The organism is Gluconobacter cadivus (assembly GCF_015244745.1).
Taxonomy (GTDB): domain Bacteria; phylum Pseudomonadota; class Alphaproteobacteria; order Acetobacterales; family Acetobacteraceae; genus Gluconobacter; species Gluconobacter cadivus.
Map to the genome: position 1 here is coordinate 100,800 of NZ_JABCQI010000006.1, position 21,303 is coordinate 122,102.

General features: G+C 53.9%; 20 protein-coding genes. 5 read left to right on the forward strand and 15 right to left on the reverse strand.

Features of this window, described 5'->3' with window-relative positions; genetic code table 11:
* Positions 1-76: 76 nt before the first annotated feature.
* From HKD28_RS09945 to HKD28_RS09970, 5 genes are all read right to left on the reverse strand, one after another.
* Positions 77-2,380 carry an FdhF/YdeP family oxidoreductase gene (locus HKD28_RS09945; RefSeq protein ID WP_077804229.1) on the reverse strand — a complete coding sequence of 768 codons (2,304 nt, stop codon included), beginning with the start codon at positions 2,378-2,380 and terminating at the stop codon, positions 77-79.
* A gap of 4 nt (positions 2,381-2,384) precedes the next feature.
* A complete protein-coding gene (locus HKD28_RS09950) occupies positions 2,385-2,846 on the reverse strand; it encodes a nitrate reductase associated protein (protein WP_077804228.1) in 462 nt (153 codons plus the stop codon).
* A gap of 372 nt (positions 2,847-3,218) precedes the next feature.
* Positions 3,219-4,043: an IS5 family transposase gene (locus tag HKD28_RS09960; protein ID WP_077804227.1), complete on the reverse strand. Its 825-nt coding sequence runs from the start codon at positions 4,041-4,043 to the stop codon at positions 3,219-3,221.
* 101 nt (positions 4,044-4,144) lie between these two features.
* Positions 4,145-5,308 (reverse strand): sensor domain-containing phosphodiesterase, encoded by a 1,164-nt coding sequence (locus HKD28_RS09965; protein WP_194268043.1) that lies wholly within the window; start codon positions 5,306-5,308, stop codon positions 4,145-4,147.
* Positions 5,309-5,440: 132 nt separating this feature from the next.
* Positions 5,441-6,346: a LysR family transcriptional regulator gene (locus HKD28_RS09970; RefSeq protein ID WP_077804225.1), complete on the reverse strand. Its 906-nt coding sequence runs from the start codon at positions 6,344-6,346 to the stop codon at positions 5,441-5,443.
* 107 nt (positions 6,347-6,453) lie between these two features.
* On the opposite strand from HKD28_RS09970, the gene HKD28_RS09975 reads away from it, so the two are divergent.
* Entirely contained in the window at positions 6,454-8,094 is a 1,641-nt protein-coding gene (locus tag HKD28_RS09975; protein ID WP_077804224.1) for an NAD-dependent malic enzyme, read from the forward strand.
* 3 nt (positions 8,095-8,097) lie between these two features.
* Entirely contained in the window at positions 8,098-9,546 is a 1,449-nt protein-coding gene (gene fumC / locus HKD28_RS09980; RefSeq protein WP_077804223.1) for a class II fumarate hydratase, read from the forward strand.
* 69 nt (positions 9,547-9,615) lie between these two features.
* Here fumC and HKD28_RS09985 read toward each other — a convergent pair whose 3' ends face one another.
* From HKD28_RS09985 to HKD28_RS09995, 3 genes are all read right to left on the reverse strand, one after another.
* Positions 9,616-10,497, reverse strand: a complete 882-nt coding sequence (locus HKD28_RS09985) for an MBL fold metallo-hydrolase (protein WP_167369419.1) — start codon at positions 10,495-10,497, stop codon at positions 9,616-9,618.
* 91 nt (positions 10,498-10,588) lie between these two features.
* Positions 10,589-11,371, reverse strand: a complete 783-nt coding sequence (locus HKD28_RS09990; protein WP_194268044.1) for an SDR family NAD(P)-dependent oxidoreductase — start codon at positions 11,369-11,371, stop codon at positions 10,589-10,591.
* Between the two features lie 137 nt (positions 11,372-11,508).
* Positions 11,509-12,435, reverse strand: coding sequence for a LysR family transcriptional regulator (locus tag HKD28_RS09995; RefSeq protein ID WP_077804244.1), 927 nt, complete (start codon positions 12,433-12,435; stop codon positions 11,509-11,511).
* A 149-nt stretch (positions 12,436-12,584) separates the two neighbouring features.
* Here HKD28_RS09995 and HKD28_RS10000 point away from each other — a divergent pair, with 149 nt between their 5' ends.
* Positions 12,585-13,517: an SDR family NAD(P)-dependent oxidoreductase gene (locus HKD28_RS10000; RefSeq protein WP_235993405.1), complete on the forward strand. Its 933-nt coding sequence runs from the start codon at positions 12,585-12,587 to the stop codon at positions 13,515-13,517.
* On the opposite strand, the gene HKD28_RS10005 is transcribed toward HKD28_RS10000, so the two are convergent.
* The 3 genes from HKD28_RS10005 to repC all read right to left on the reverse strand — a co-directional run bounded on the left by HKD28_RS10005 (position 13,411) and on the right by repC (position 15,626).
* Positions 13,411-13,662, reverse strand: a complete 252-nt coding sequence (locus HKD28_RS10005) for a Fic/DOC family N-terminal domain-containing protein (protein ID WP_235993406.1) — start codon at positions 13,660-13,662, stop codon at positions 13,411-13,413. The genes HKD28_RS10000 and HKD28_RS10005 overlap by 107 nt on opposite strands.
* Positions 13,663-14,044: 382 nt before the next feature.
* Positions 14,045-14,329 (reverse strand): DUF2312 domain-containing protein, encoded by a 285-nt coding sequence (locus HKD28_RS10010; RefSeq protein WP_077804220.1) that lies wholly within the window; start codon positions 14,327-14,329, stop codon positions 14,045-14,047.
* Between the two features lie 52 nt (positions 14,330-14,381).
* Positions 14,382-15,626 carry a plasmid replication protein RepC gene (gene repC, locus HKD28_RS10015; protein WP_077804219.1) on the reverse strand — a complete coding sequence of 415 codons (1,245 nt, stop codon included), beginning with the start codon at positions 15,624-15,626 and terminating at the stop codon, positions 14,382-14,384.
* Positions 15,627-16,198: 572 nt separating this feature from the next.
* Here repC and HKD28_RS10020 point away from each other — a divergent pair.
* Positions 16,199-16,546, forward strand: a complete 348-nt coding sequence (locus tag HKD28_RS10020; RefSeq protein WP_149026847.1) for a hypothetical protein — start codon at positions 16,199-16,201, stop codon at positions 16,544-16,546.
* A gap of 68 nt (positions 16,547-16,614) precedes the next feature.
* A complete protein-coding gene (locus HKD28_RS10025) occupies positions 16,615-16,908 on the forward strand; it encodes a hypothetical protein (protein WP_194268045.1) in 294 nt (97 codons plus the stop codon).
* Positions 16,909-16,941: 33 nt separating this feature from the next.
* Here the strand turns inward: HKD28_RS10025 and HKD28_RS10030 are convergent, their stop codons facing one another.
* The 4 genes from HKD28_RS10030 to HKD28_RS10045 are packed head-to-tail and all read right to left on the reverse strand — an operon-like array spanning position 16,942 to position 21,301.
* The gene (locus tag HKD28_RS10030) at positions 16,942-17,469 is read right to left on the reverse strand and encodes a hypothetical protein (protein ID WP_194268046.1); all 528 of its coding nucleotides are present in this window, start codon (positions 17,467-17,469) and stop codon (positions 16,942-16,944) included.
* Complete coding sequence (locus HKD28_RS10035) at positions 17,466-18,479, reverse strand: thiol:disulfide interchange protein (protein WP_194268047.1); 1,014 nt, start codon at positions 18,477-18,479, stop codon at positions 17,466-17,468. The genes HKD28_RS10030 and HKD28_RS10035 overlap by 4 nt, the downstream gene beginning before the upstream one ends.
* Before the next feature lie 48 nt (positions 18,480-18,527).
* A complete protein-coding gene (locus HKD28_RS10040; protein WP_328750155.1) occupies positions 18,528-18,956 on the reverse strand; it encodes a hypothetical protein in 429 nt (142 codons plus the stop codon).
* Positions 18,957-18,967: 11 nt separating this feature from the next.
* Positions 18,968-21,301, reverse strand: a complete 2,334-nt coding sequence (locus HKD28_RS10045) for a DotA/TraY family protein (protein ID WP_194268048.1) — start codon at positions 21,299-21,301, stop codon at positions 18,968-18,970.
* Between the last annotated feature and the right edge of the window lie 2 nt (positions 21,302-21,303).

Below are 21,303 nucleotides of genomic sequence, written 5' to 3' on the forward strand. Positions count from 1 at the left end.
GAGTGCAACGCCCGCTCCCGGCAACAAAAAGCTTGTATATGCTCTCATAGCTCTTTCTTGCCGATACGGCTCCCACTTAGCCCGCAATTCGGATTGGGGCTGCAGACGTCACGCTTGGCACAACTTTAACTGGAATAGCCTTGGCCGCTGGCGTACCGCTGATTTCATCGAAAAAATCCAGCGGTAGAAGAGGATTTAACTCTGGATAATAACCCGCAATAGATCCACGAGGCATTGGATAATCCAGAATGGTCAGCCCATCGACATAGCGCCGATATCCATCGTCACTGTAGGTTTCCAGCCCCACGACAGCCCCGTTTTCCAATCCCCGCGCTTCACGATCTTCTTTGTTCATGAAGATAACCAAACGCGTGTTATAGACCCCCCGATACCGGTCGTTGTTGCTGTAGATTGTCGTGTTGTACTGATCGTGCGAACGGATTGTGGCCAGCCGAAGCATTGCCGGATCATCAATCACGTCGTCCACCGTTAGCCCCGGCAAAACAAGAAAATTCGCTTTTCCATTCGGGGTCATCCAGACACGACGACGAGGCGGAATATCGAGATGAAACCCGTGAGGGTCTTTCATTTTTTCCGAGAACCCCGTGTAAATCGCCGGATAAACCTCAGCAATCTTGTCCCTGATTAAACTATAGTCTTCGATATAGTCTGCCCACGGAATTTTTGACTCTGGAAGAGTGGCCATAGCCGCCCGACAGACGATTTCAGTCTCAGGCCGCACATCGGGGCTAACCGGTTCGAAAACGCCACGCGACGGCGTAACGTTCGACATTGCATCTTCAATGGTCACGAACTGTTCACCCGCTGACGTACGGATAATCTCTGAACGAGCCACAACAGGCAGAATAAGAGCTTCCTTGCCATGGATCAGATGCCCGCGATTGAGCTTTGTTGCGATCCCCACCGTAAGATCGAGCTTTGCCATGGCGGCATAAGACCGTTCGGTATCAGGAATTGCGCGGACAAAATTCCCGCCCATGCCGAAGAAAACCTTGGCGGTTCCGGCTTCCATGGCTTCAACAGCTTCAATCACATGATGGCCATGCTTGCGTGGCGGCTCGAAACCGAAAACATCCCGCACACGATCAAGATAGGCCTGTGTTGGCTTTTCATCGATGCCGACCGTGCGGTCACCCTGGACATTGGAATGTCCCCGGATCGGCGCAATGCCCGCGCCCTTCTTGCCGATATTTCCCTTGAGCAACAGAAGGTTCGCAACCTGCTGGACAAGTTGGGACCCTTCCTGATGCTGCGTTATGCCCATTCCATAACACATGATTGTCGCGTTGGATTTGGCATAAATCCCGGCAATCCGGCGGATCTGCTCTTCCGATATGCCAGAGATACGAGTGATATCTGCCCAGGAAACTGACATGACGTCAGCGCGCAGAGTTTCCAGCCCTACTGTATGCTCAGCAATAAAAGCATGATCCAGCACTGACTCGCCGCGATCTTCGGCCTCGAACAGCGCGCGCATCATCCCCTTAAAGATTGCCAGATCGCCACCAATGCGCACATGAACAAATTCACTGGAAATGGGTGTCGAACCAAACGTGCCCATCTGCAGGATATCCTGCGGTTCCGTAAAACGGATCAGCGCCCGTTCAGGCATCGGATTGATCAAAACGATTGGGATGCCGCGCTTGCGAGCCTCCACAAGGTTCGTCATCATACGGGGGGAATTGGTTCCGGTATTCTGCCCAATGACAAAGATGGCTTCGGCATGGTCGAAATCCGCCATGACGATCGTGCCTTTTCCAATCCCGATCGAGGAAGGCAGCCCGCGGGATGTCGGCTCATGACACATATTCGAACAATCGGGGAAATTGTTGGTCCCGAACTCGCGGACAAAGATGGAATAAAGAAAAGCGGTTTCGTTAGCCGTTCTACCGGACGTATAGAACTCTGCCTGATGAGGACTTTCCAGCGCCCGAAGATGCTTTCCAATCAGGGCATAGGCATCATCCCAGGCAATCGGCACATATTTGTCGCTTGCAGGATCATAGCGCATAGGCTCGGTCAGGCGTCCCTGCATTTCCAGCCAGTAATCGCTACACTCCATGAGCTCCGTGACAGTATGCTCTGCAAAGAACTCTCGTGTCACACGGGCTTTGGTAGCCTCATGCGCGAGGGCCTTTGCGCCATTCTCGCAGAATTCAAGTTTCTTTCGGTGATCCGGGTCGGGAAACGCACAACTGGGGCATTTGAAACCACCCGGCTGATTCATGGCAAGCAGGCCGCGTGATCCTTTGACCAGAACGCTCTGCTCCATCAGAACCTTCGCGGTTGCACCGGCCGCTCCCCAGCCGCCTGCAGGGTGATGATAAGGCTTAAACTCGGACTCTCTGTCTTTGCTCATGATATCAACCCTCCCCTTGAAGGACGCCAAACTCCTTCAACGCAGGTACAAAATTTTCGTTCTCATGTTTCAATCTGGCGAGCTTGATCAATGCGAAACGTTGAAGCGGAGTTAACGCAGCCCATTGTTCCGGTGTAGGTGATGGAACGGCGTCTGCCTCAGCCTGAGACGAAACTGCCGCCGGCATCCGATCCTTCTCTCGCCAGTCTTCAAATGTCTGCGACGGGAGGAAACTGACAGGCTCATCTGCTCGAACGTCAATCAGATCCTCGACAAGAGTGCGATAGGCGGTCTGTTCCTGAGCCGTCTCACATGGTGCCTCTACCAAATGGCTCCTTTCCTCGCGCAACAGACGGCTCCACTGACGAAGCGTCATTTTGATTCCCACAAGGTCGAGCTTCTGTCGTGCGATCATTGGAATACATCGCAAAGAGCCTGCAAAATCCCGCTCGAATTCAAAAATCATAGGATTTTCAGACATTGTATTTACCTTTGCGATCAATGTGACGAATGATAAATCGGTTAAAAAAATAATTTCTCTTACATTAATCAGTTATTGTTTTAATTAAACATTAAATACACTATGAGGAAATATTGAGTTCATATTATTCAAAATATTTTAAAGTGAGTCCTTCTTTGCTTCTTTCAAAAAAGGAGGAACGACCTGTTCGGAATGTCTATCAAGAGGCATGCGTTTGTTCTCAATGGAGACTGGGTGGTCGTCCGATCCTATCTCGATGACTTCTTTCTTAAATATTTTCAAACCTCTTCCAAGATCTCCCATAGTGGACGATAGACGTTTCCCGCCACCAAAAACAATAAGAGCCTGTTTGGAAAATCACGGGTGAGCATTTCTGCGCATGAGATTGGCGCCCATGGCGACGAAGATCATGGCCTGTGACACGTCGACGCGGCGTTCGTAGTCACGCACGAGCCGCCGCCAGCGGGTCATCCAGCCGAAGGTCCTCTCGACCACCCAGCGTCGCGGCAGCACCTCGAAGCCCTTTGCTCCGTCGCGGCGGCGGATGATCTCGACGATGAAATTCAGATAAGTCGCCTTGTCCATCAACTGCAGGCGGTCATAGGCGCCATCGGCGAACAGATGCTTCACCCATGGCCAACGCTTGCGGATCGCATCCAGGATCATCTGGGCGCCGGCACTGTCGGAGATGTCGGCCGGGGTCAGGTTGACCATCAGGAGGCGCCCGTCCGTATCGACGGCAATATGGCGCTTGCGTCCGACGACCTTCTTGCCGGCATCGTAACCCCTTGTCTTTGCATGAGGCGCCTTGATGCTCTGGCTGTCGATCACCGCCGCTGTCGGACTGGCCTCGCGGCCTGACTGCTCCCGGTCGAGCATCAGTTCAACGTCATGAATGGTCTGGAACAGGAACCGTCGCGCCAGTTCCCGAAACCAGCCATAGACCGTGCGCCAGTGTCCGAAATGGATCGGCAGCATGCGCCAACCGCAGCCTGAACGAACAAGATAACGCACCGCGTTGATCACCTCACGGAATTCGACTTCCCGTGGACGGCCACGACGCCCAGGGCCTGGCATCAATGGCGCAATCCGCTCCCATTCCTCGTCCGTCATGTCAGACGGGTAGCGTTTCGTCTTGCGGCTGATCCTGGCCATCCGGCCCCTCTGCTCTGGCGTCCACATCCAGAGCTTGAATCACATCAGACCGATTTTCCAAACAGGCTCTGAGCTGTAATTACATCAGAGAGAAGGCGTCTTCCCGAATGACTTCCAGAATATGCAGGTTACCAGACGTTCAGCCGTTTCTGCGCCATTATCCCATTAATTGTCTTGCTAAATATTTCGAGTGAAATAATTGAATAACCTAGAATTTCTTCTGATTCGTCCCTGACCTGGGTCAGCATAACAAGGTCGATGTCACCACTCTCCCGCGTAAACCTGTAGGGAGGATAAGGTAGACCGCGTTCTCTAAAAGACTTCAACCATTCGAGCATCGTACGCGTATCAGGCAGAAGCACATGGATATCGGCACCAATAACCTCTTTTTTGTCAAAACCAATCCGACGACAGAATGTCATACTAGCATCCCGGATGATATAGTCTCGATCTATAAAACAAATCGCAACTTCTCTCGAATTATAGAGAGATGATATTTGAAATGCCCTCTCTTCAATAGATAGTCTTTGATATTCGTTTTCCGTATGTACCACCGGATTGGAATTCGGGTTTCCAATCCTTTTTAATGGCCGAGGAGGACTGAACAGATACCCCTGCCCTTTCGTACAACCAATTTTCCGTAACAGATCTGCCTGCTCGACCGTCTCTATCCCTTCTGCAATCACGTCAATATCGAGGCTATTCGCCAAGCCAACAATCGCAGATATTATTTTTCTATCCTCCTTACGACTGACACAGGAATGCACGAATTTCTGGTCAATTTTTACACCTGAAAATGGCAAAGAACTCAGGATCGTGAGACTTGAATAGCCGGTGCCGAAATCGTCCATGACGAAGGAAATTCCGGTTGTATTCAGCTTTGTCATAAATTCAGTACAAAGCGCGAGATCAGAAATAATCACGCTTTCAGTAATTTCGATTTTGATGCGCTCGTGCGGGAACTCATAGAGGCTGATGAGGGACAGGATGCCATCAAGAATACAGGCATCCGATATCTGCGATGGTGAAAGATTAAACGAGAAAAACAGGTTGGGATTGAATTTAAGTCGGTGACGGAAAGTATATTCCAAAAGAAAAATAAGGAGTCCATCAAGGAGTTTTTTATTTTCGAACCGCTCGATACTTTTCTTGGTATCGAGAAGTTTTCCACAATCAAAAAATCTACTCAAAACTTCATAACCAATAATTTGATCAGATTTCATTGATACAATTGGTTGGAAATAAGGCAACACGGGAATCGTCGTTTCACCAATTTTGAAATGCCGGTTCATTGTCTTTCCCTTTTCAGGGTTAATACGGTGTAAAACGTTCCGATATCGTTAACGTATTATGCGTATCAACGTTTACTGGTCTTCCTCTGTTTTATTTTCATAATGTATCGACACTTACCTCTCCTCATATAATCAAGACTGAGGGTGCGCCAAAAAGTCTCTTAAATTATCGAGAAAAGTTTTAACGCGTAGAGGGACGTTGCGTCGACTGGGCATCGTTGCAAATAGCCCGATTGTTTCCCCCTGGTACTCTGGAAAAAGACGGACCAACCTACCGCGTTGCAGGTCGTCGCTGACGTCCCACAAGACTTTGAATACGATGCCTTTGCCCTTGAGGGCCCAGTCATGCACCACTTCGCCGCTCGTCGTCGAGAGATGAGGAGTTACCTCTACAATCTGAGCTTCACCCGAACGAGATAGTCTCCACTGGTCGAGCATCCCCAGTTCATGCCCCCGCATCAGGCAAATACAACGGTGCTCAGTTAACTGGGCAAGGGTGGTCGGCATGCCAAACCTCTCGAGATAGGCTGGAGAAGCGCAGATGACCCGTTCACTATTCATGATCTTCGTCGCGACAGTTCCTGCTTCATTTGGCATTCCAATCCGAATGGCCAGGTCAAGGCGACTATTAACGACATCCAGTCCTTCGTCTGACAGGAGGAGATGCACACGCAGCTTTGGAAAACGATCGGCAAATTTACTGACAAAATCAGCCAACCGACGGCGCCCCAGTTCAAGTGGCGCCCCGATCCGCAGGACACCACGAAGCTCCTTCTGATTGGCAGAAATCTCTGCTTCAGCCGCCTCGATATCAATCATGATCTCTGCAGCACGCTCATAAAACGTCTGTCCCTCGTCCGTCAGGTCGAAGCGTCTTGATGTCCTTGTGACCAGACGTACGCCAAGCCGCTCCTCCAGCCGAGCCAGTCTTCGACTGGAAGCTCCTGCCGAAACGTTGAGGTGACGCGCGACTGCAGTCAGATTCCCCGCTTCAACGAGAAGTACGAAAAATCTCAGATCACCGGCGTCATCGTGCATTGAGAGTACCATCTTTGCATTTTAAACACAGATACAATGTCTTTTATGTGACTACCAGCGCGATAAACACACAGCCATTGTGAGTACATCAATGAATGGAGACAGACATGACGTCCGATCGCACTGTACCTTCACTCCCTCCCCTTCTGGATGCGGTTCACAACCGCGAAACTGCCTTCACAAACGATGAGCGGCACAAGAATGGTACGCTCGGCCTCTTGCCAGACGCCGTCGAAACCCTTGATCGGCAGATGGAGCGCGTCCTATGGCAGCTTGACAGCAAGAGTAACGATCTCGAGCGCTTTCTCCATCTGAACGAATTGTCACAGCGTAACGAGACCCTGTTCTTCAAGGTTGTGATGTCTGATCCGAAGCGCTTTCTTCCCATTGTTTACGATCCGACAATCGCTGATGCCTGCCTTCAGTACAGCCGTCTCTTCGAGAGACCACAGGGTATGTATCTTTCGCTACGTCACAAAGGTCGTGTGAAAGAGATACTCGCCAACTGGCCCGAAAAAGATGTGCGCTTCATTTGCGTCAGTTCCGGCGGCCGTATTCTGGGGCTCGGAGATATCGGAGCCAATGGCATGGGGATCCCGGTAGGCAAACTGCAGCTCTATACGGCCTGCGCCGCCATCCCGCCTCAGGGCCTGATGCCAATGTTACTGGATATCGGTACAACCAATCAGGAGTTGATTGACGATCCACTCTATCTCGGTTTGCGGCAGGCACCCCCATCGTCAGACGAACTCGACGCATTCGTTGATGAACTCGTGGCAGCCATTCAAGAGCTTTATCCTCGTTGCTGCTTACATTTTGAGGACTGGAAAGGAGACGATGCCATCCGCCTATTGGCGCGATATCGTGACAAAATCCTTTGCTATAATGACGATATTCAGGGGACTGCGGCCATTACGATCGCGGGCCTCGACACCGCCCTGTCGATCAAAGGCGAGGCGCTGAAAGAACAGCGTATCCTGTTCTACGGTGCAGGGTCTGCCGGGATCGGTATCGCGAATATGATCGTGAGTGCATTACAGGACGAAGGTCTTTCTGAAGCTGACGCCCGCACCCGCATTTCCATGATGGATATCAACGGTTTGATCGAACCTTCGCGGCAGGATCTTAATCCGTCTCAGAAAGTGTTCGCCCACTCCCATGCCGCGACGAAAGACCTTGCGGCGGCAGTCAGAGCCATTAAGCCCACTGTTCTGATCGGCGTCAGCACCAACGCGGGTGGCTTCACCGAGGAAGTCGTTCGCACCATGGCGAGCATCAACGACAAGCCCGTTATTTTCGCGCTCTCCAATCCCACCGACAAGGCGGAATGTACCGCGGAGCAAGCTTATCGCTGGACAGACGGCCGTGCCCTCTTCGCTGCTGGCGTCCAGTTCGACGATGTTACTTTGAATGGCAAAACGCTCACCCCCGGACAGGCCAATAATTTCTATATCTTCCCCGCCGTGGCACTGGCTGTCTGGGCAACACAGGCACGACGCATCACCGACGAGGTCTTCCTTGAAGCTGCGAAGGCAACCGCTGAACAGGTCACAACGGAACAACGTACCCATGGCCTGCTTTTTCCGCCGCAAAAAGATGTCCTACGTGTGGAGATCAACACGGCCATCAAAGTCGCGCGTCAAATCTTCAAATCGGGCCTGGCTCAGGTCCCTGAACCCGAAGACATCGTGGACTGGATTGAAGCTAAGCTCTACCGTCCGGAATACTCTACGTTAGAGGAGAACTGATCCGTGGCTCTTCCGCTTCATCTGCGAGACACCCGGATCGGCCTCAACGTTTCGGGAACGCGTGTCGAAACAGACTCAATGGGGCGGATCGACGTCCCAGCCGACCGCTACTGGGGTGCCCAGACGCAGCGCAGTCTTGAGCATTTTTCCATTGGCAACGACCGGATGCCAATGGAAGTCTATCATGCCTATGGGATCGTCAAGAAAGCTGCAGCGCAGGTCAATGCGGCAGGTGGTCGCCTGACTGCTCTCAAAGCAGGTGCAATTACTCAAGCTTGTGACGAGGTCATTGCTGGCGAACTGGATGCTCATTTCCCGCTCTTTGTCTGGCAGACTGGATCGGGGACACAGAGCAACATGAACATCAACGAAGTGGTGTCCAACCGGGCGATCCAGCTTTTAGGTGGAACACTCGGTAGCAAAAACCCTGTTCACCCAAACGACGACGTTAACATGGGCATGTCGAGCAACGACAGTTTCCCCACAGCGATGCATATTGCGACACTTACACTGCTTGATAAGCGCCTGCTTCCGGAGCTGGACGCTCTGGCCACCACCATCGAGGAAAAAGCAGGGTGCTGGATGGACGTTGTCAAGATCGGACGCACTCACCTTGAAGACGCCGTACCGCTGACGGTTGGGCAAGAGTGGTCCGGCTATGCTCATCAGATCCGAGAGACCATCGCAAACCTGAAGCTGGGACGTGCAGGGTTATTCGAACTCGCGATTGGCGGTACCGCAGTTGGAACCGGCCTAAATGCACCTAAAGGTTTCAGCGTCGATATGGCCAATGCCATAGCCCAACTAACAGGCGAGCCATATGTTACAGCGCCGAATAAATTTTCCGCCCAAGGTACTCTAGATGCCATGGTTCGCATGAGCGCAGCTTTACGAGGCGTGGCCGTAGCACTCATGAAGATCGCCAACGACATGCGCTGGCTGGCTTCCGGGCCACGATGCGGGTTGGGTGAGTTGCGGCTACCAGAAAATGAGCCCGGATCGTCGATCATGCCGGGCAAGGTCAATCCTACTCAATGTGAGGCCCTCGTCATGATCGCGATTCAGGTCATTGGTGATGATACCGCGGTCGCTTTCGCCGGCAGTCAGGGCAATTTCGAACTCAACGCCATGCGACCGATCGTCATCAATAACGTCCTGCATGCAATCCGTATTTTGTCTGATGGTTGCCAGAAATTCCGTCAGTATTCTGTCGAAGGTACAGAACTTAATCTGAAACGTATTCGTGAAATGGTCTCACGGTCGATCATGCTGGTGACAGCACTAAGTCCTGATATCGGATACGATAAAGCCTCTGCCATTGCCCATGTGGCGATGGAGCAGGATATGACACTTAGGGACGCTGCTCTCAAAAGCGGCTATATTGATGAGCAGACATTCGATCGGCTCGCCGACCCTATGACAATGATCGGTCATGGGGTCGGGGGAGCCTGATGGCGATAGCACCCTAAAACTGCACAATTCCTCTTTTTCCTAGAGCCGAGTGCTTTTTAGTAAGAGCCGCTAATCAACATCGCGAGACTGTTGCTCGTAAAATATTTGGAACGAATCTCCGAGAGTTTCTATTTTTGCTCTAACGGGTGCATTGAAGTGTACACCCGTTACATATCGACCATTCTGGGAAAGCTCGGTGAGAATCTTACGACGTGTTTTTGCAGCCAAATCGGGAGTGTAATCGAAGGCAAATGTGGCGTCAGGACGTGCCACCTGAATATAAGGGAAATGCAGGATATCTCCCCAGACCAGGAGGGAGTCGCCTTCGCTTTCCAAAAGATAACCGGAATGACCTGGTGTATGTCCTGGTAAATGGACAGCTGTGATCCCGGGAAGCAGAACATCTCCGTCCTCGAAAGGTGTGAGCTGCTGCTGGTAAGCATCAAGGACGTTGCATGCCACGTCGAACAGACGCTGATAATCGGCAGATGCAACCTTGCGTGCCTCATCGTCTCGCCAGAAATTCAGTTCCGCCCTATGCAGGAAAACTTTTTTGACGTTACGGAAATGTTTTGTGGCGAGAGGACCGGCCAAACCTCCAACATGGTCGCTGTGCCCATGTGTGAGAAGGATCGTGTCGATCTGTAGGGGATCATAACCTGCAGCAACCATGGCAGGAACCAGACGTCCGCCCCACCCGTTGATATTTCCGGCACCCCCATCAATCAAAATGGTCTGTGTTCCGATTTCGACGATAAAAGCATTAATGAACATACGCGGCAAAGATGAGACATTCGCCGCGATCAAAAGTGATAATACCTCATCATTGTCGATGCCTTCAAGCATGTCGAATGATCCGTCCAGAGAGCCGTCACTCAGAACCGTTACGGCGAACTCGCCGACACGGTAACGGCTAATTTCAGGGGCCTGAAACATTCGTTTTGATGACATGAACTTGTCCCTTGGGTGCTCATTGAGTTGCGGACAGACGACAGAGTCCGCCCGCAACAATCCGACACCATGTCAGCAGTGCTTTACCTGATCAGACGACGCCGTTCAGTTTGCAAAGGACGGCATGACGAGCCGCTTTCACCGTCTCAGGTGTCGTGCGGTTGTCGATAGCCTGCTGCTTGGTTGCGGCATCGCCGCCAACGACCATATCTTCATCTTGCATGAGAGCGTCGACACCCTGCTGCGCTACGATATGCAAATCATTTTTCGGCCCGTGGTCGATCTTGCTGGTGGCCATGCCGGCATTCTTGTGAAAACGCGTGTTTGTTGCACCCGGGAGCAGAGCAGTGACACCCACGCCCGTATCGCGAAGCTCTTCACGCAGGGATTCTGCAAACATAAAACCGAATGCCTTGGAGGGACCATAGACCGTTTCGTAAGGCGTCGGTGTGGTTGCCGAGAGGGACGAGACAATCATGATCCGGCCGGCCTTGTTGGGCACCATGTGCTGCACTACACGCTTGGCCAGATGCACCGTCCCGGAGATGTTGATGGCAATGACCCGGAAATCATCTTCGAGCTTGTTATCAACAAAGGCACCGCCCAGGCCGATGCCAACATTGAGAACGGCAATATCGACGTTTCTGCCAATATCTTTCGTAAACTGCCAGAACCCTTCGACGCCGTCATAGGTCGCTGCATCCGCCTGAAAGGCATAGACTGTCACCCCGATCTTTTCGAGTTCTGTTTTGGCGTCGTGGATTTTATCGCTGGCCCCCGAGATGGCGAGATCATAACCCATGCCGCCAAGGATACATGCAATCTCGAAACCAATGCCCGAGGACGATCCGCTGATCATGGCAAGTTTGCTCATCTGTCTTCACTCTTCCCAAAGTTGGATAAAACGGAGTGACAAATCGCAAGGAATATCTACTGCCACTCCCCCCGGAGATAAGCGCTCAATTCTTAAAAATCCACATGATCGGCGAAGAGCTATAATCAACGGGGTGATCACTCCTGTTCACCTGGACTGCTGTAGACAGCCTTTTGTTCCTGTACCAGGCGAATAAGAGCCCGTAATGCTTCAGGTAGTTGCCGACGACTGGGATAATACAGAAAGAGCGGCGGTCCCATAGAAGCCCATTCGGGCAGGACCTTGACGAGCGACCCGTTTGCAATCTGCACTGCCGCCCGGCTTTCAAGGTTGTAACTGATCCCCCCATCGCGTTCGGCGATCTCGATAGACAGAACGGTTTCGTTGACGATCACTGACCAGTCCGTGTCCAAAAAGACTTTCTCCTCGCCGCGTTCCAGCTCCCAGTGATAGATTTTTCCGCTTCCCATCCGGATCCCTATACAGCGATGCTGGTGTAGGTCGGCCGGGCCTCGAAGGGGTGGAGCTGAAGCAAGATAGGCAGGCGATGCGACTGTCACCCATCTTAGATCGGGACAGAGCGGGACCGCGATCATGTCTTCCGGTATTGTGCCACCATAGCGAACACCTGCATCAAAGCCCTGTTCGATGATGTCTTCCACCACATCATCCACTGCGACTTCCAGACGCACCTCGGGATAAAGGGCGACATAGCCCGCTATAACGGGAGCCAGAATCAGACGGGCGGCATCCGTCGGTACGTTCAGACGTAACTGACCCGCAGGGCGGTCCCGATAACGATTGAGCGCTTCGAGCCCATTGGTGATTTCCGAGAGTCCTGATATGACATGCGAGAGCAATTCCCGTCCGGCCGGCGTTAGCGTGACGCTGCGATTGGTCCGGTTAAAGAGACGGACACCCAGGCGCTTTTCCAGTCCGCGGATAGCGTGGCTCAAGGCCGATGGAGAAAGATCCAGTTCTGCTGCAGTTTTGCGAAATCCACCTGTTTTGGCGATGGCGCAGAACAGGTTGAGATCTCCCAGATCTCCACGTGAAAGATGCATGATGCGTTTCGCCCGCTCGTTCATTCATATTTGTTGAATGTAAGCATACACCATGTGCTTTTTGACTCAATTCCAGGCCTTATGAGGTTGCGCTAGGATCCGTTGATAAATCACCTTTCTTGGTGCCCCAGACAGAAGGAGCAACGTGCATGTCAGAAAGAATGCGGAAAATCGTCGCAAAGGATCGTGTCGCAGTCATCACCGGTGCAGCAAAAGGCATTGGTGCTGCTCTTGCCCGAGAATTTGCGACCCGCGGGATGCGCTTGGCACTTCTTGATCAGGACGGAGACGCGCTGGAGGCGCTGGCGCCCACGCTTCCCGTTGACGTACTGACTGTCGTGGGTGACGTGACCGATGATACGGTGCTTCTGCGCTTGCGTGACGAAACGTTAACCCGCTTTGGGGACGTTGGATTACTGGTGAATAATGTTGGTGTGCTGAGCAAAGCCGGTCCATGGGCTTCACCAGATGAATGGGATCGGACTCTAAACGTAAATTTTCGCGCCGTCCTCAGCGCACAACATCTATTCGTGCCACATATGACCGCCGCAAAACGTCCATCGGCCGTGGTGAATCTTGGCTCCAAGGAAGGAATTACTACGCCGCCTGGTCACGCCGCCTATTCTGTCGCCAAAGCAGCAGTGAAGGTGCTCACGGAGCAGTTGGCCCATGAACTGCTAGTCTCCACGGGAGGAACTGTTTCGGCCCACCTTCTGGTACCAGGTTATACATGGACCCCTATGAATTTCCACGGCAAGGATGGGCCTCATGACCGTAAACCGGAGGCTGCATGGACAGCGGAACAGGTCGTAGATTATTTTCTGCAGCGGATATTCAATGAGGATTTCTACATCCTGTGTCCGGACAACGAAGTTACATCCGAAATGGATACACGCCGCATTCAGTGGTCGGTCGACGACATGATTCACAATCGCCCCGCACTCTCACGCTGGAACCCGGCTTGGGCGCAAAAATTTACGCAATGGATGAGAGCCGATGGTACAAACCGCTCCAAAGCCAGCGCGTATCCCGAACCTGTCGAACCGTCTGCCCTGCCTGATCGTCATCTTCGTCGGCGATAAGAAGTTCATCCAGGGTGCTATGGGTTCTTTCCATCGCCGAACTGCTGACGGCTTCGCGGCGGCTGAGAATACGACTGATTTGATAAGGGGCTGGAAGACGGACCAGACGCTCACGGACACCACCGGATAGCTCAGTTCGCTTCATGCCCCAAACCTTTATCAGAGAACTTGAAAAACAATCTTATTAAAGGTTGTACTGAAAACCTTTCAATAAAATTTTCTGTTGGAGATCTCTTAAAGGTTTGTGCCCATTCTTCTGCATATTTTCAGAACACAAGAAAAGCGACGGCGATATTTATGATCGCTCCACAGAACACGATCACAAGAAGCCGCTCGGTCGTCGCGGCCGACAAGCCAGATGACGCGGGGTGAGACTGGAGATATTTCAGTCGCGCATACCCCGCGAGAATTAGGCTGATCCCAACGGCTCCGGACACCATGGCCACACGGTAGGATAAGGCCGCAACTGTTGGCGTAGAAATTCGCTCTCTCCTAACGGGTGTGTCCGCAATGGACACACTACTGTTTCACATTCCCAGAGCACGACGGTAAATGTCCAGAAGGGTTTCCTGCTCCTCGACCTGGGCGGGCTCCATTTTCCGAAGTTTCAGGATCTGTTTGATGATCTTGACGTCGAAACCAGCCGACTTGGCCTCGCTGAAGATGTCCTTGATATCGCCAGCCAGCACCTTTCGCTCTTCTTCCAGCCGCTCGACACGCTCGATGATGGATCTAAGACGATCCGCCGCAATTCCTCCGGTCTGAGCTGGAGCCTTAAGAGCCGCTACGTCCTGTTTCTCATGTGCCAACATACAATTCTCCTTTCACTCGCCCATTCTGCAGATCCCATCTGCGACTGACACCTCAATGGTAGGTGCGGTCGGCCGAAAGATCTGACGCCAGGCCATAGAGCGTCCGGTCCAGAGCCAATGTACCGTCCAGATGACGCTCGATCATGGCCCGTAGCAGGCCACCGGACGACCGGACTTTGCCCTTTCGCGCCTTGGCGGAAATGACGCACACCGCGACAGCCGCCTCATATCGACCCATCACACTGCACGCCTGACGCCAGGCATGAGACGAAATCCCCAGAGAGCCAGTGAGCATCTCCACGGCGTCGATCAGTTCGGCCTCATGGGGACGGCTGCTGGTGCAGAGATCGCGCAGGTCCGGGACGAGCTGAAGGAGGAAGTTCGGTCCGGCCTTGAAGCCCCGAAGCGGCGAGGCCTTGGCAGGGGAGGCACTGTCAGACCCAACTACTCCTTCTTCTATGCCAACGCCGGCGCAGCCGGCTCCGCTTACAGTAACTTTAGGTATCGTATTTGGGTTTGTATCAGTATTGTGGGGTCCATCAGTGCGCCCCATGGGGTCCATTTCCACAGGGTCAGCACCTGCGATCAGGGCTTCCAGACGCTCGACCAGCCCCTCCATCTGCTCTACCAGCGGAGAGAGAATGTCCAGGTCGTGGTCATTGCCACGCAGCGCCAGGAGCTGATGCCCGTTCTGCTGGATGCTCATGACCTCTGCCTTGTCGCTGACCGTCTCAAGCGCCGTGGCAGAAAGGGCCGTGATGCGGCGGCTCAGGATCATGGCACGCTTGTGCAGGCGCTTTCCTTCGCGCTCCCGCTCTCTGAAGGCCTCAACGCGTTGGAGCATTTCGTCGTAGCGCCGAGAGAGCGGCGACAGATCGAACCCGTATCCCTCAAGGATGGCCCCATTGCGGCCGTCACGTCTCAACCAGCGCTGTTGATTCGGACTATCGCGCATGATGATCCAGCCTAACTCGCTGAGGCCTCGTAACCAGCGTTTGACCGTGGACCGCTCGATGCCGAACCGCTCGCAGATGTCACGATTGCGCACGGCGCAGATTGTGAGGTTGTCGTCCTCCCAGTCCACCGGCTTCGTGCGGCTGATCAGAAAGCCAAGCAGATCGGACTGGCGCGGCTGAAGGCCAAGCGCACGAGGCTCTGTGTGCAACGCACTGAGGATCTGCGCCTTGCTGGCACCACTTCGCGGCAGGGCCTCGCACTGCATCTCCGCGAGGATCATGGCGGCGGTGATGCGCCTCACGCCCGCCTGGTGGGGGTCATACGAAAGAGAATAGGTCATGGAAAACTTCTCAGGATTTCGGGGTTTCCGAAGCCCTGCTCTCCAACCCTTCAAACAAGCCCCTCCCGTTTGCAAGAAACTCTTGCATTCGAGGCTGAAATGTAGGATTGAAAATTCAGCAGTGAAATTTCAATCCAGTTCAATCGGTCGCCAAACCGATGGGACTACGTTCTTAGGGCCTCGTGAAAGCGGGGCCTTAAACGTATCTAGGCTCTGGCTAACTCACTCAAATAATTCCTTCTTCAAGCCCAAATAGGCGGCTGACTTGTATGCGTGTCCTGCAACGAGAAAGAAAGATCCTCATCACATTCTCCTCGCCGTTCAGAGAACATCACGGCGATCTGCGACTTTCATCTCTACCCTGCTCCCGCGCGGTCCTATTAGGACCTTATGAGAACAAAAGAGGCCTTTCATAACTTTTTTTCACAATTTGTTAATGAAGACTTTTTTCTTTTCACATCTCCGTGTTAGGAGAAAATTGAAGATAAAATAAATAAAGGTCGTTTTGGTCCGTACCTGGAACCCTGGTGCGGTCAGACTTTTGTTTTATATGGTATTAATAAAGGTGTCTGATGGGTTCTGTTGTGCTGAAATATAATAAAGAATTATATTCGATACTAAGCGTATGCGATGAATTATCTTTGTGCGCACAAGCCCAATTTCTTATTGATGGAATCCATAAAACCATTACTTTGATGTCAACGATGGTTTTTATATCTCCCGCCCTGATACGTGACTATATTGATCAGGTTGAAGAGTGCGCTCGCTATGTGGATGAGCTTAAAAAACTAGAGTGCCAAAACACTGTATTTCTCGAACTCAGAAGCGAATGTTTGAAGAAATTCAGTGCATTTGAAGCGGACATGGCTGGAGATCCCTTTATCATTCATAAGGAATCAGCTCGCGCTTTCAAAGCCTGAGACGTTTTTGCCACCTTAGTCGCAGATGTGCATGCCAGTTTCCATGATACCAAAGCGGAGACTGGTCAATGAAACTATATTTCCTACCTGCGATCGCATTTTTTGCTTTAGCGGCCTGCTCAGGCAACGTCTCGGCCGGTCATGGCCCCAAGCCGCCCCCACTTCAACATGCTCGCTATGAGCCGGGCGCGGCCTACGGGTCGTCAAGAGCCGTCTGGGCACCTCCTGTCTATGACCGGCAAGGTCATATCGTAAAAATCGAAGATCCGCATAATTCCGGAGGCCGTGAGGACTACGAACACGCGGGCTGGGCCGTTGGTGGCCCCAACAATAATTCCACGCACCCACCCGGAACCTTCTAAAAGAAAAGCGGCCCGTCTGGGCCGCTTTCTGCTTCAGGGCCGTCGAGGGAAAAGGGTGTCGGCCTCTCTGATATAGGCCAACATGCCGGCCTTTTGCCTCTGGCGGAACTGCCAGTTCAGCCAGCCATTCTGCAGAATATAAAGCCCCAGAGCGAACCAGAACGGCATCATCTCGATCGCTGTCACGAGAGTCTGGCTGTGCCATGAGCCGCTAAGGCCTACAATGATCCATGCCGCGAGCAAAAGAGCCCCAATGAGGCCTGCGGACCAGGCCCGTTGATACGTCTTGGTTTGCTGGTTCTGGAGATAGATCTCGACTGCGGCCGGACTGACATCGTACATCTCTGCCGTCGCACGTAGGTCTATGCGACCCGCTCCATCCACTTGGAATCCGTCCTCCGCCTCAGGCTTTCTCCGGACAATGCCCCAGAGTGTCCGAAGCAGACTGTAGCCGTCACGGATACTCGTGGCCCCGACTGCGACGGATGGAGAACCCACAACAAGCCGGGCGGCCCGGCCTGTGTTGGCCAGGACTCCCTTCTTTTCGCTCGCCCCGCTCACTGGCTGACATCCTTCTGGAACTTGTCCAGATCGGGAGGCACGCCGTCGAGACGCCCCAGAGATCCGTCATGATGCTTCCAGAAGAAGGTCGGTGTGCCCGTCAGCGAGACCGCCTTCGCGGCGGCCATGTTCGCGTCAAGTCGTGATTGCGCTTCGGCAGAAGGCTGATCCAGGGCAGTCGAGAGGCCTCCGGACGTCCAGGCCTGAACCATGCTGGCGTCTGCGGGCAGGGAGGTCATGGCCCTGGCGTAGCGCGTGCTGGCTCCCCCGTCTTCATAGTCCAAGAGCGAGAGCGGCACGACTCTCAGGCGCAGCTTGCCGCTATCGACGGCGGGCTGAAGGAGCTGCATGGCGCGGATCGAGAACGTGCAGCGCGGATCAATGAACATGATCACCTCCGGCGCGCCCTTCTGTCCGATTGCACCGGCATAGATCTGCTCGGATAGCGAACCGGCCGAGGCCTTTCCGCCGCCCGGGACATCAATTCGAACCGTGGGGACAGCTCCTAGAATATAGCGGATCTGCTGACGGGTGATGTTCTTCCCCGCGGCGTCCCAGACAGTGCCGGCGATGGCGGCCTGACCGTCTGGCGTCGCATAGAGCACCTGAAAGCGGTCGCCATTGCGCACAAACATGCCCTTTGTTCCGTGCCAGACCTCAAGATCTGTCGCCCGTTTGCCCATCAGCTCGTGAAGGCGGTCATAAGGGACGGGAATAAGCGTCCCGCCAATAATGAAGCTGTGATTTTCCGGGGTGAAGAAAACAAGAAGCTGGTTGTCCCCATGAGCCACGCCAGTCTGGAGGCCGTGCTGTGGCTCTACCCACAGGACCTCGCTTCCGGCCTGCACCAGGCGTTGGATTGCGTCAGTCGGCTGAGGCCCTGATGCTATGGCCTTTTGCGGTGCGGACGTCTGGGGAGGAGGGGAAGGAACGGCGCATTGGGTCTGCCCCATTGCCGGTCCTGCCAGGAGCAGAGATCCAGCGAGATAAAGAGAGGTACGAGAACGCATGAAGGGTCTCCCAAAGAATTAAGGAGACCCTATCGAGGGGAGATGCGACTAAGAGCTGCTTTTCTCTGTTGGTGGAAGAGGGCCGTAGAGGGCACGATACCGTGCGAGTGAGGCTTCGGCATCGTCAGCCCAAGTCTTTAGGCGGCTCAGATTGCTATCGCCCTTATCGGCGTACTCTTCCCATTCTTTCGTCAGGGCGCACTGGCGCTCCAAAGTCTCTGCCACTTGGGCAAGTTGCTTTTCGAGATCGCTGATCCGAGCTTTCCGCTCTGCCATGATCCCTTCTTGCCATTTAATGTGATCAAGAAACTCCACGCCTTTCGCTGTAAGGGTGTCGATAAGATTATCTTCTTTGCGGCGCCGTAAGCGATTCTGGAAGCGTTCGACAAACTGCCTGTTTTCAAGGTCTGTTTCCGCTGCCATTCGCCCGAGAGCGTAGCCAGCCCATCCGCTCAATCCACTGCCATCACTACTCACGGCTGCCACCTTCAGGTTGTTTTGGAGAGTGTTGTATCAATAACCCGTTTGCGGTCCCCGGCTGCTCCTTGACTACCCTTGCCTTGACCGTCCTCTTTTTTCATCACTGACTTAAGTGAACTGTCAATTCCTTTTAAGGTTCCTGCCATACCAACGACGGCTGCATCCCGAGAGAACTGGTCCAGATCGACCCGGCTTCCTTCATGAAAGCCAATCATGGCCGGAACGCGTTCGGGAAGGATACCAATCAACCTGAAGCACATCAGCGCCAGCGTGATGTGAACCGTCACGTACAGGCCGAGCATCACGACAATGCCTACCAGATTGGTCACGATCCAGCCATGCGACAACACGAACCCTGCGGCAACCCCGAACGTCTGGTGAACCAGCCAGGACATGGCATCAAACACGAAATAGCCGAGGAAAAGTCCGAACAGCATCAGGGTCGGCCGAAAGAGGACGTTAAAGATCAGGGCGTATCCTGCCTTCGCGTGCCCATGAAGACCTTCACCCGACATTGTCATGTGGGCGAGCATCCAGAGCGGAACCGCAATCACACCTTCGCAGACCAGAATAAGCCAGCCCGCAACGGCTGCCATCCACATGATCCAGGGCACCATAGGCAGCACAAAGGCCAGCATGAGGCCGGGAACCAGGAGCGCCATGGACCCCGACAGAATGGGCGTACTGAGAAAACTGACAACGATATGCCCGACCCCAATACCCGTTGCAGCCGCAAAATTGCCCGTCAAAGCCGCACCAGCCGCTGTAATCGCGGATCCGGTGTCCGAGCTGAGAAGCGCTGCTGATGCCATGACCAGAAGGGCGGTCGTGACCATCCAGTTTCCCAGGCCCATGAGATTCCCGAAGGGATCCGTCCAGTAGCCCTCAGCACCAGACGGCTCGATGAACGCCATGGCTGTCTGGAGTGTGTAGTCAGTCAGATGAAGAGACCGCGCCACCTGCGACAGGACGCCTGCGCCATCGCCTGTTGGCGTAACACCCGCGTAAAGGTCGCTGCTGCCGCCTGGAGCATTCATGCCGTCCTGCGTCACAACCATGTTGGAGATATTGGCGAGAAGCGCACCAATGGACTGCATCAGCGGCGCGATGTCCCCATGTAGATCTTCGCCAAGGCCGGCATAGGTTGGCGCGCTGACGCTCGGCGTTGAGGCCATCAGGGACATGGTCTCGCCGTTGAGTCGGGCGAACTCAAGATAATAGGCCCCTGCGCCCGTCCAGCCGAGGCTATCCAGTCGGTTCTTGGTATTTGCAGCACTTCCGTTCGTGCCGCTGTTCCACGCCTGAAAACTTGTGCTTCGCTGCATCACGGCGGCCTGAACCTGCTGGCGGATGCTGGCAGCCTTGGCCGTCAGCTTGCTGGTATAGTCGTTCGTGGCCTGCGTCATGAGGGCTACGAGCGGTGCGAGACTGGACGACTTCTTGGTCTGCCAGAATTGGTTCGCAACCTGCTGAACCTGTGGCCGGATCTCGCCAACCAGGACGCTGTCGAGGATCTGCTGCTGCATGGCGGCCGTATCCACAGTCACGCCCAGAACCTTTGTCGCGGCCCGGGGCGCCTGAATGGTCACAGAGCCGCAGACCGGCTGACCATCCCCGGTTGTCATCTGATATGGGTAGGTGATGACGCCGACATCCGCGCCTGGAAGAACCCAGACGCGCTGACCGGTAGGAGCCGGCACAAGGCTGGAATTGGATGAGGCCAGATTGACCAGATCCCGGCACATCTCATTGGCGATCAGGCCTGCCACAATGGTCTTCGTGCCCGGCACCATAGGCTGCGCGATGGTTTTCCCGTCTGGCCCGATCGCCTGCACTGCCGACGAATAGACCGTCTTCGCCATACCGACGCCCCAGAGAGATCCCTGGACGAACGCGGCCTGACCGGCACTGAAGCCACCTGCCACCGGAAGCATCATAACAGCCCCGAAGGCCATCCGCACGATGCTCATGGACGTCTGGTTTGAACCAAGCACCTTCGACGTTTCAGCCGAGCGGTGCATGTTCATCATCATGACGTAAGAGACAAACGCCATGGCCAGCGCCATGACGAAACCGGACAGATCGCCCAGCATGGTTCCGATAACCGTGGCCTCGGTGCCGGTGGAGGTCGAGGACGACCCGAAGACCGGAAAGACCGACTTGATCATTGTCGCGGCCCAGTCATCACCGGGATCGAGCATGTTCCAGGTCACGCCGTAGGTGGAGTTCCCGGACGTCGAGTTGCCTGTGACCGACTGTGCGTGAGCTATCCCTGTTGCGAGTGAGAGAGGCAGGGCGCAGAGCGCCCAACCTGTTCTGCTGAGCCGTCTGAAGAAGATCATCA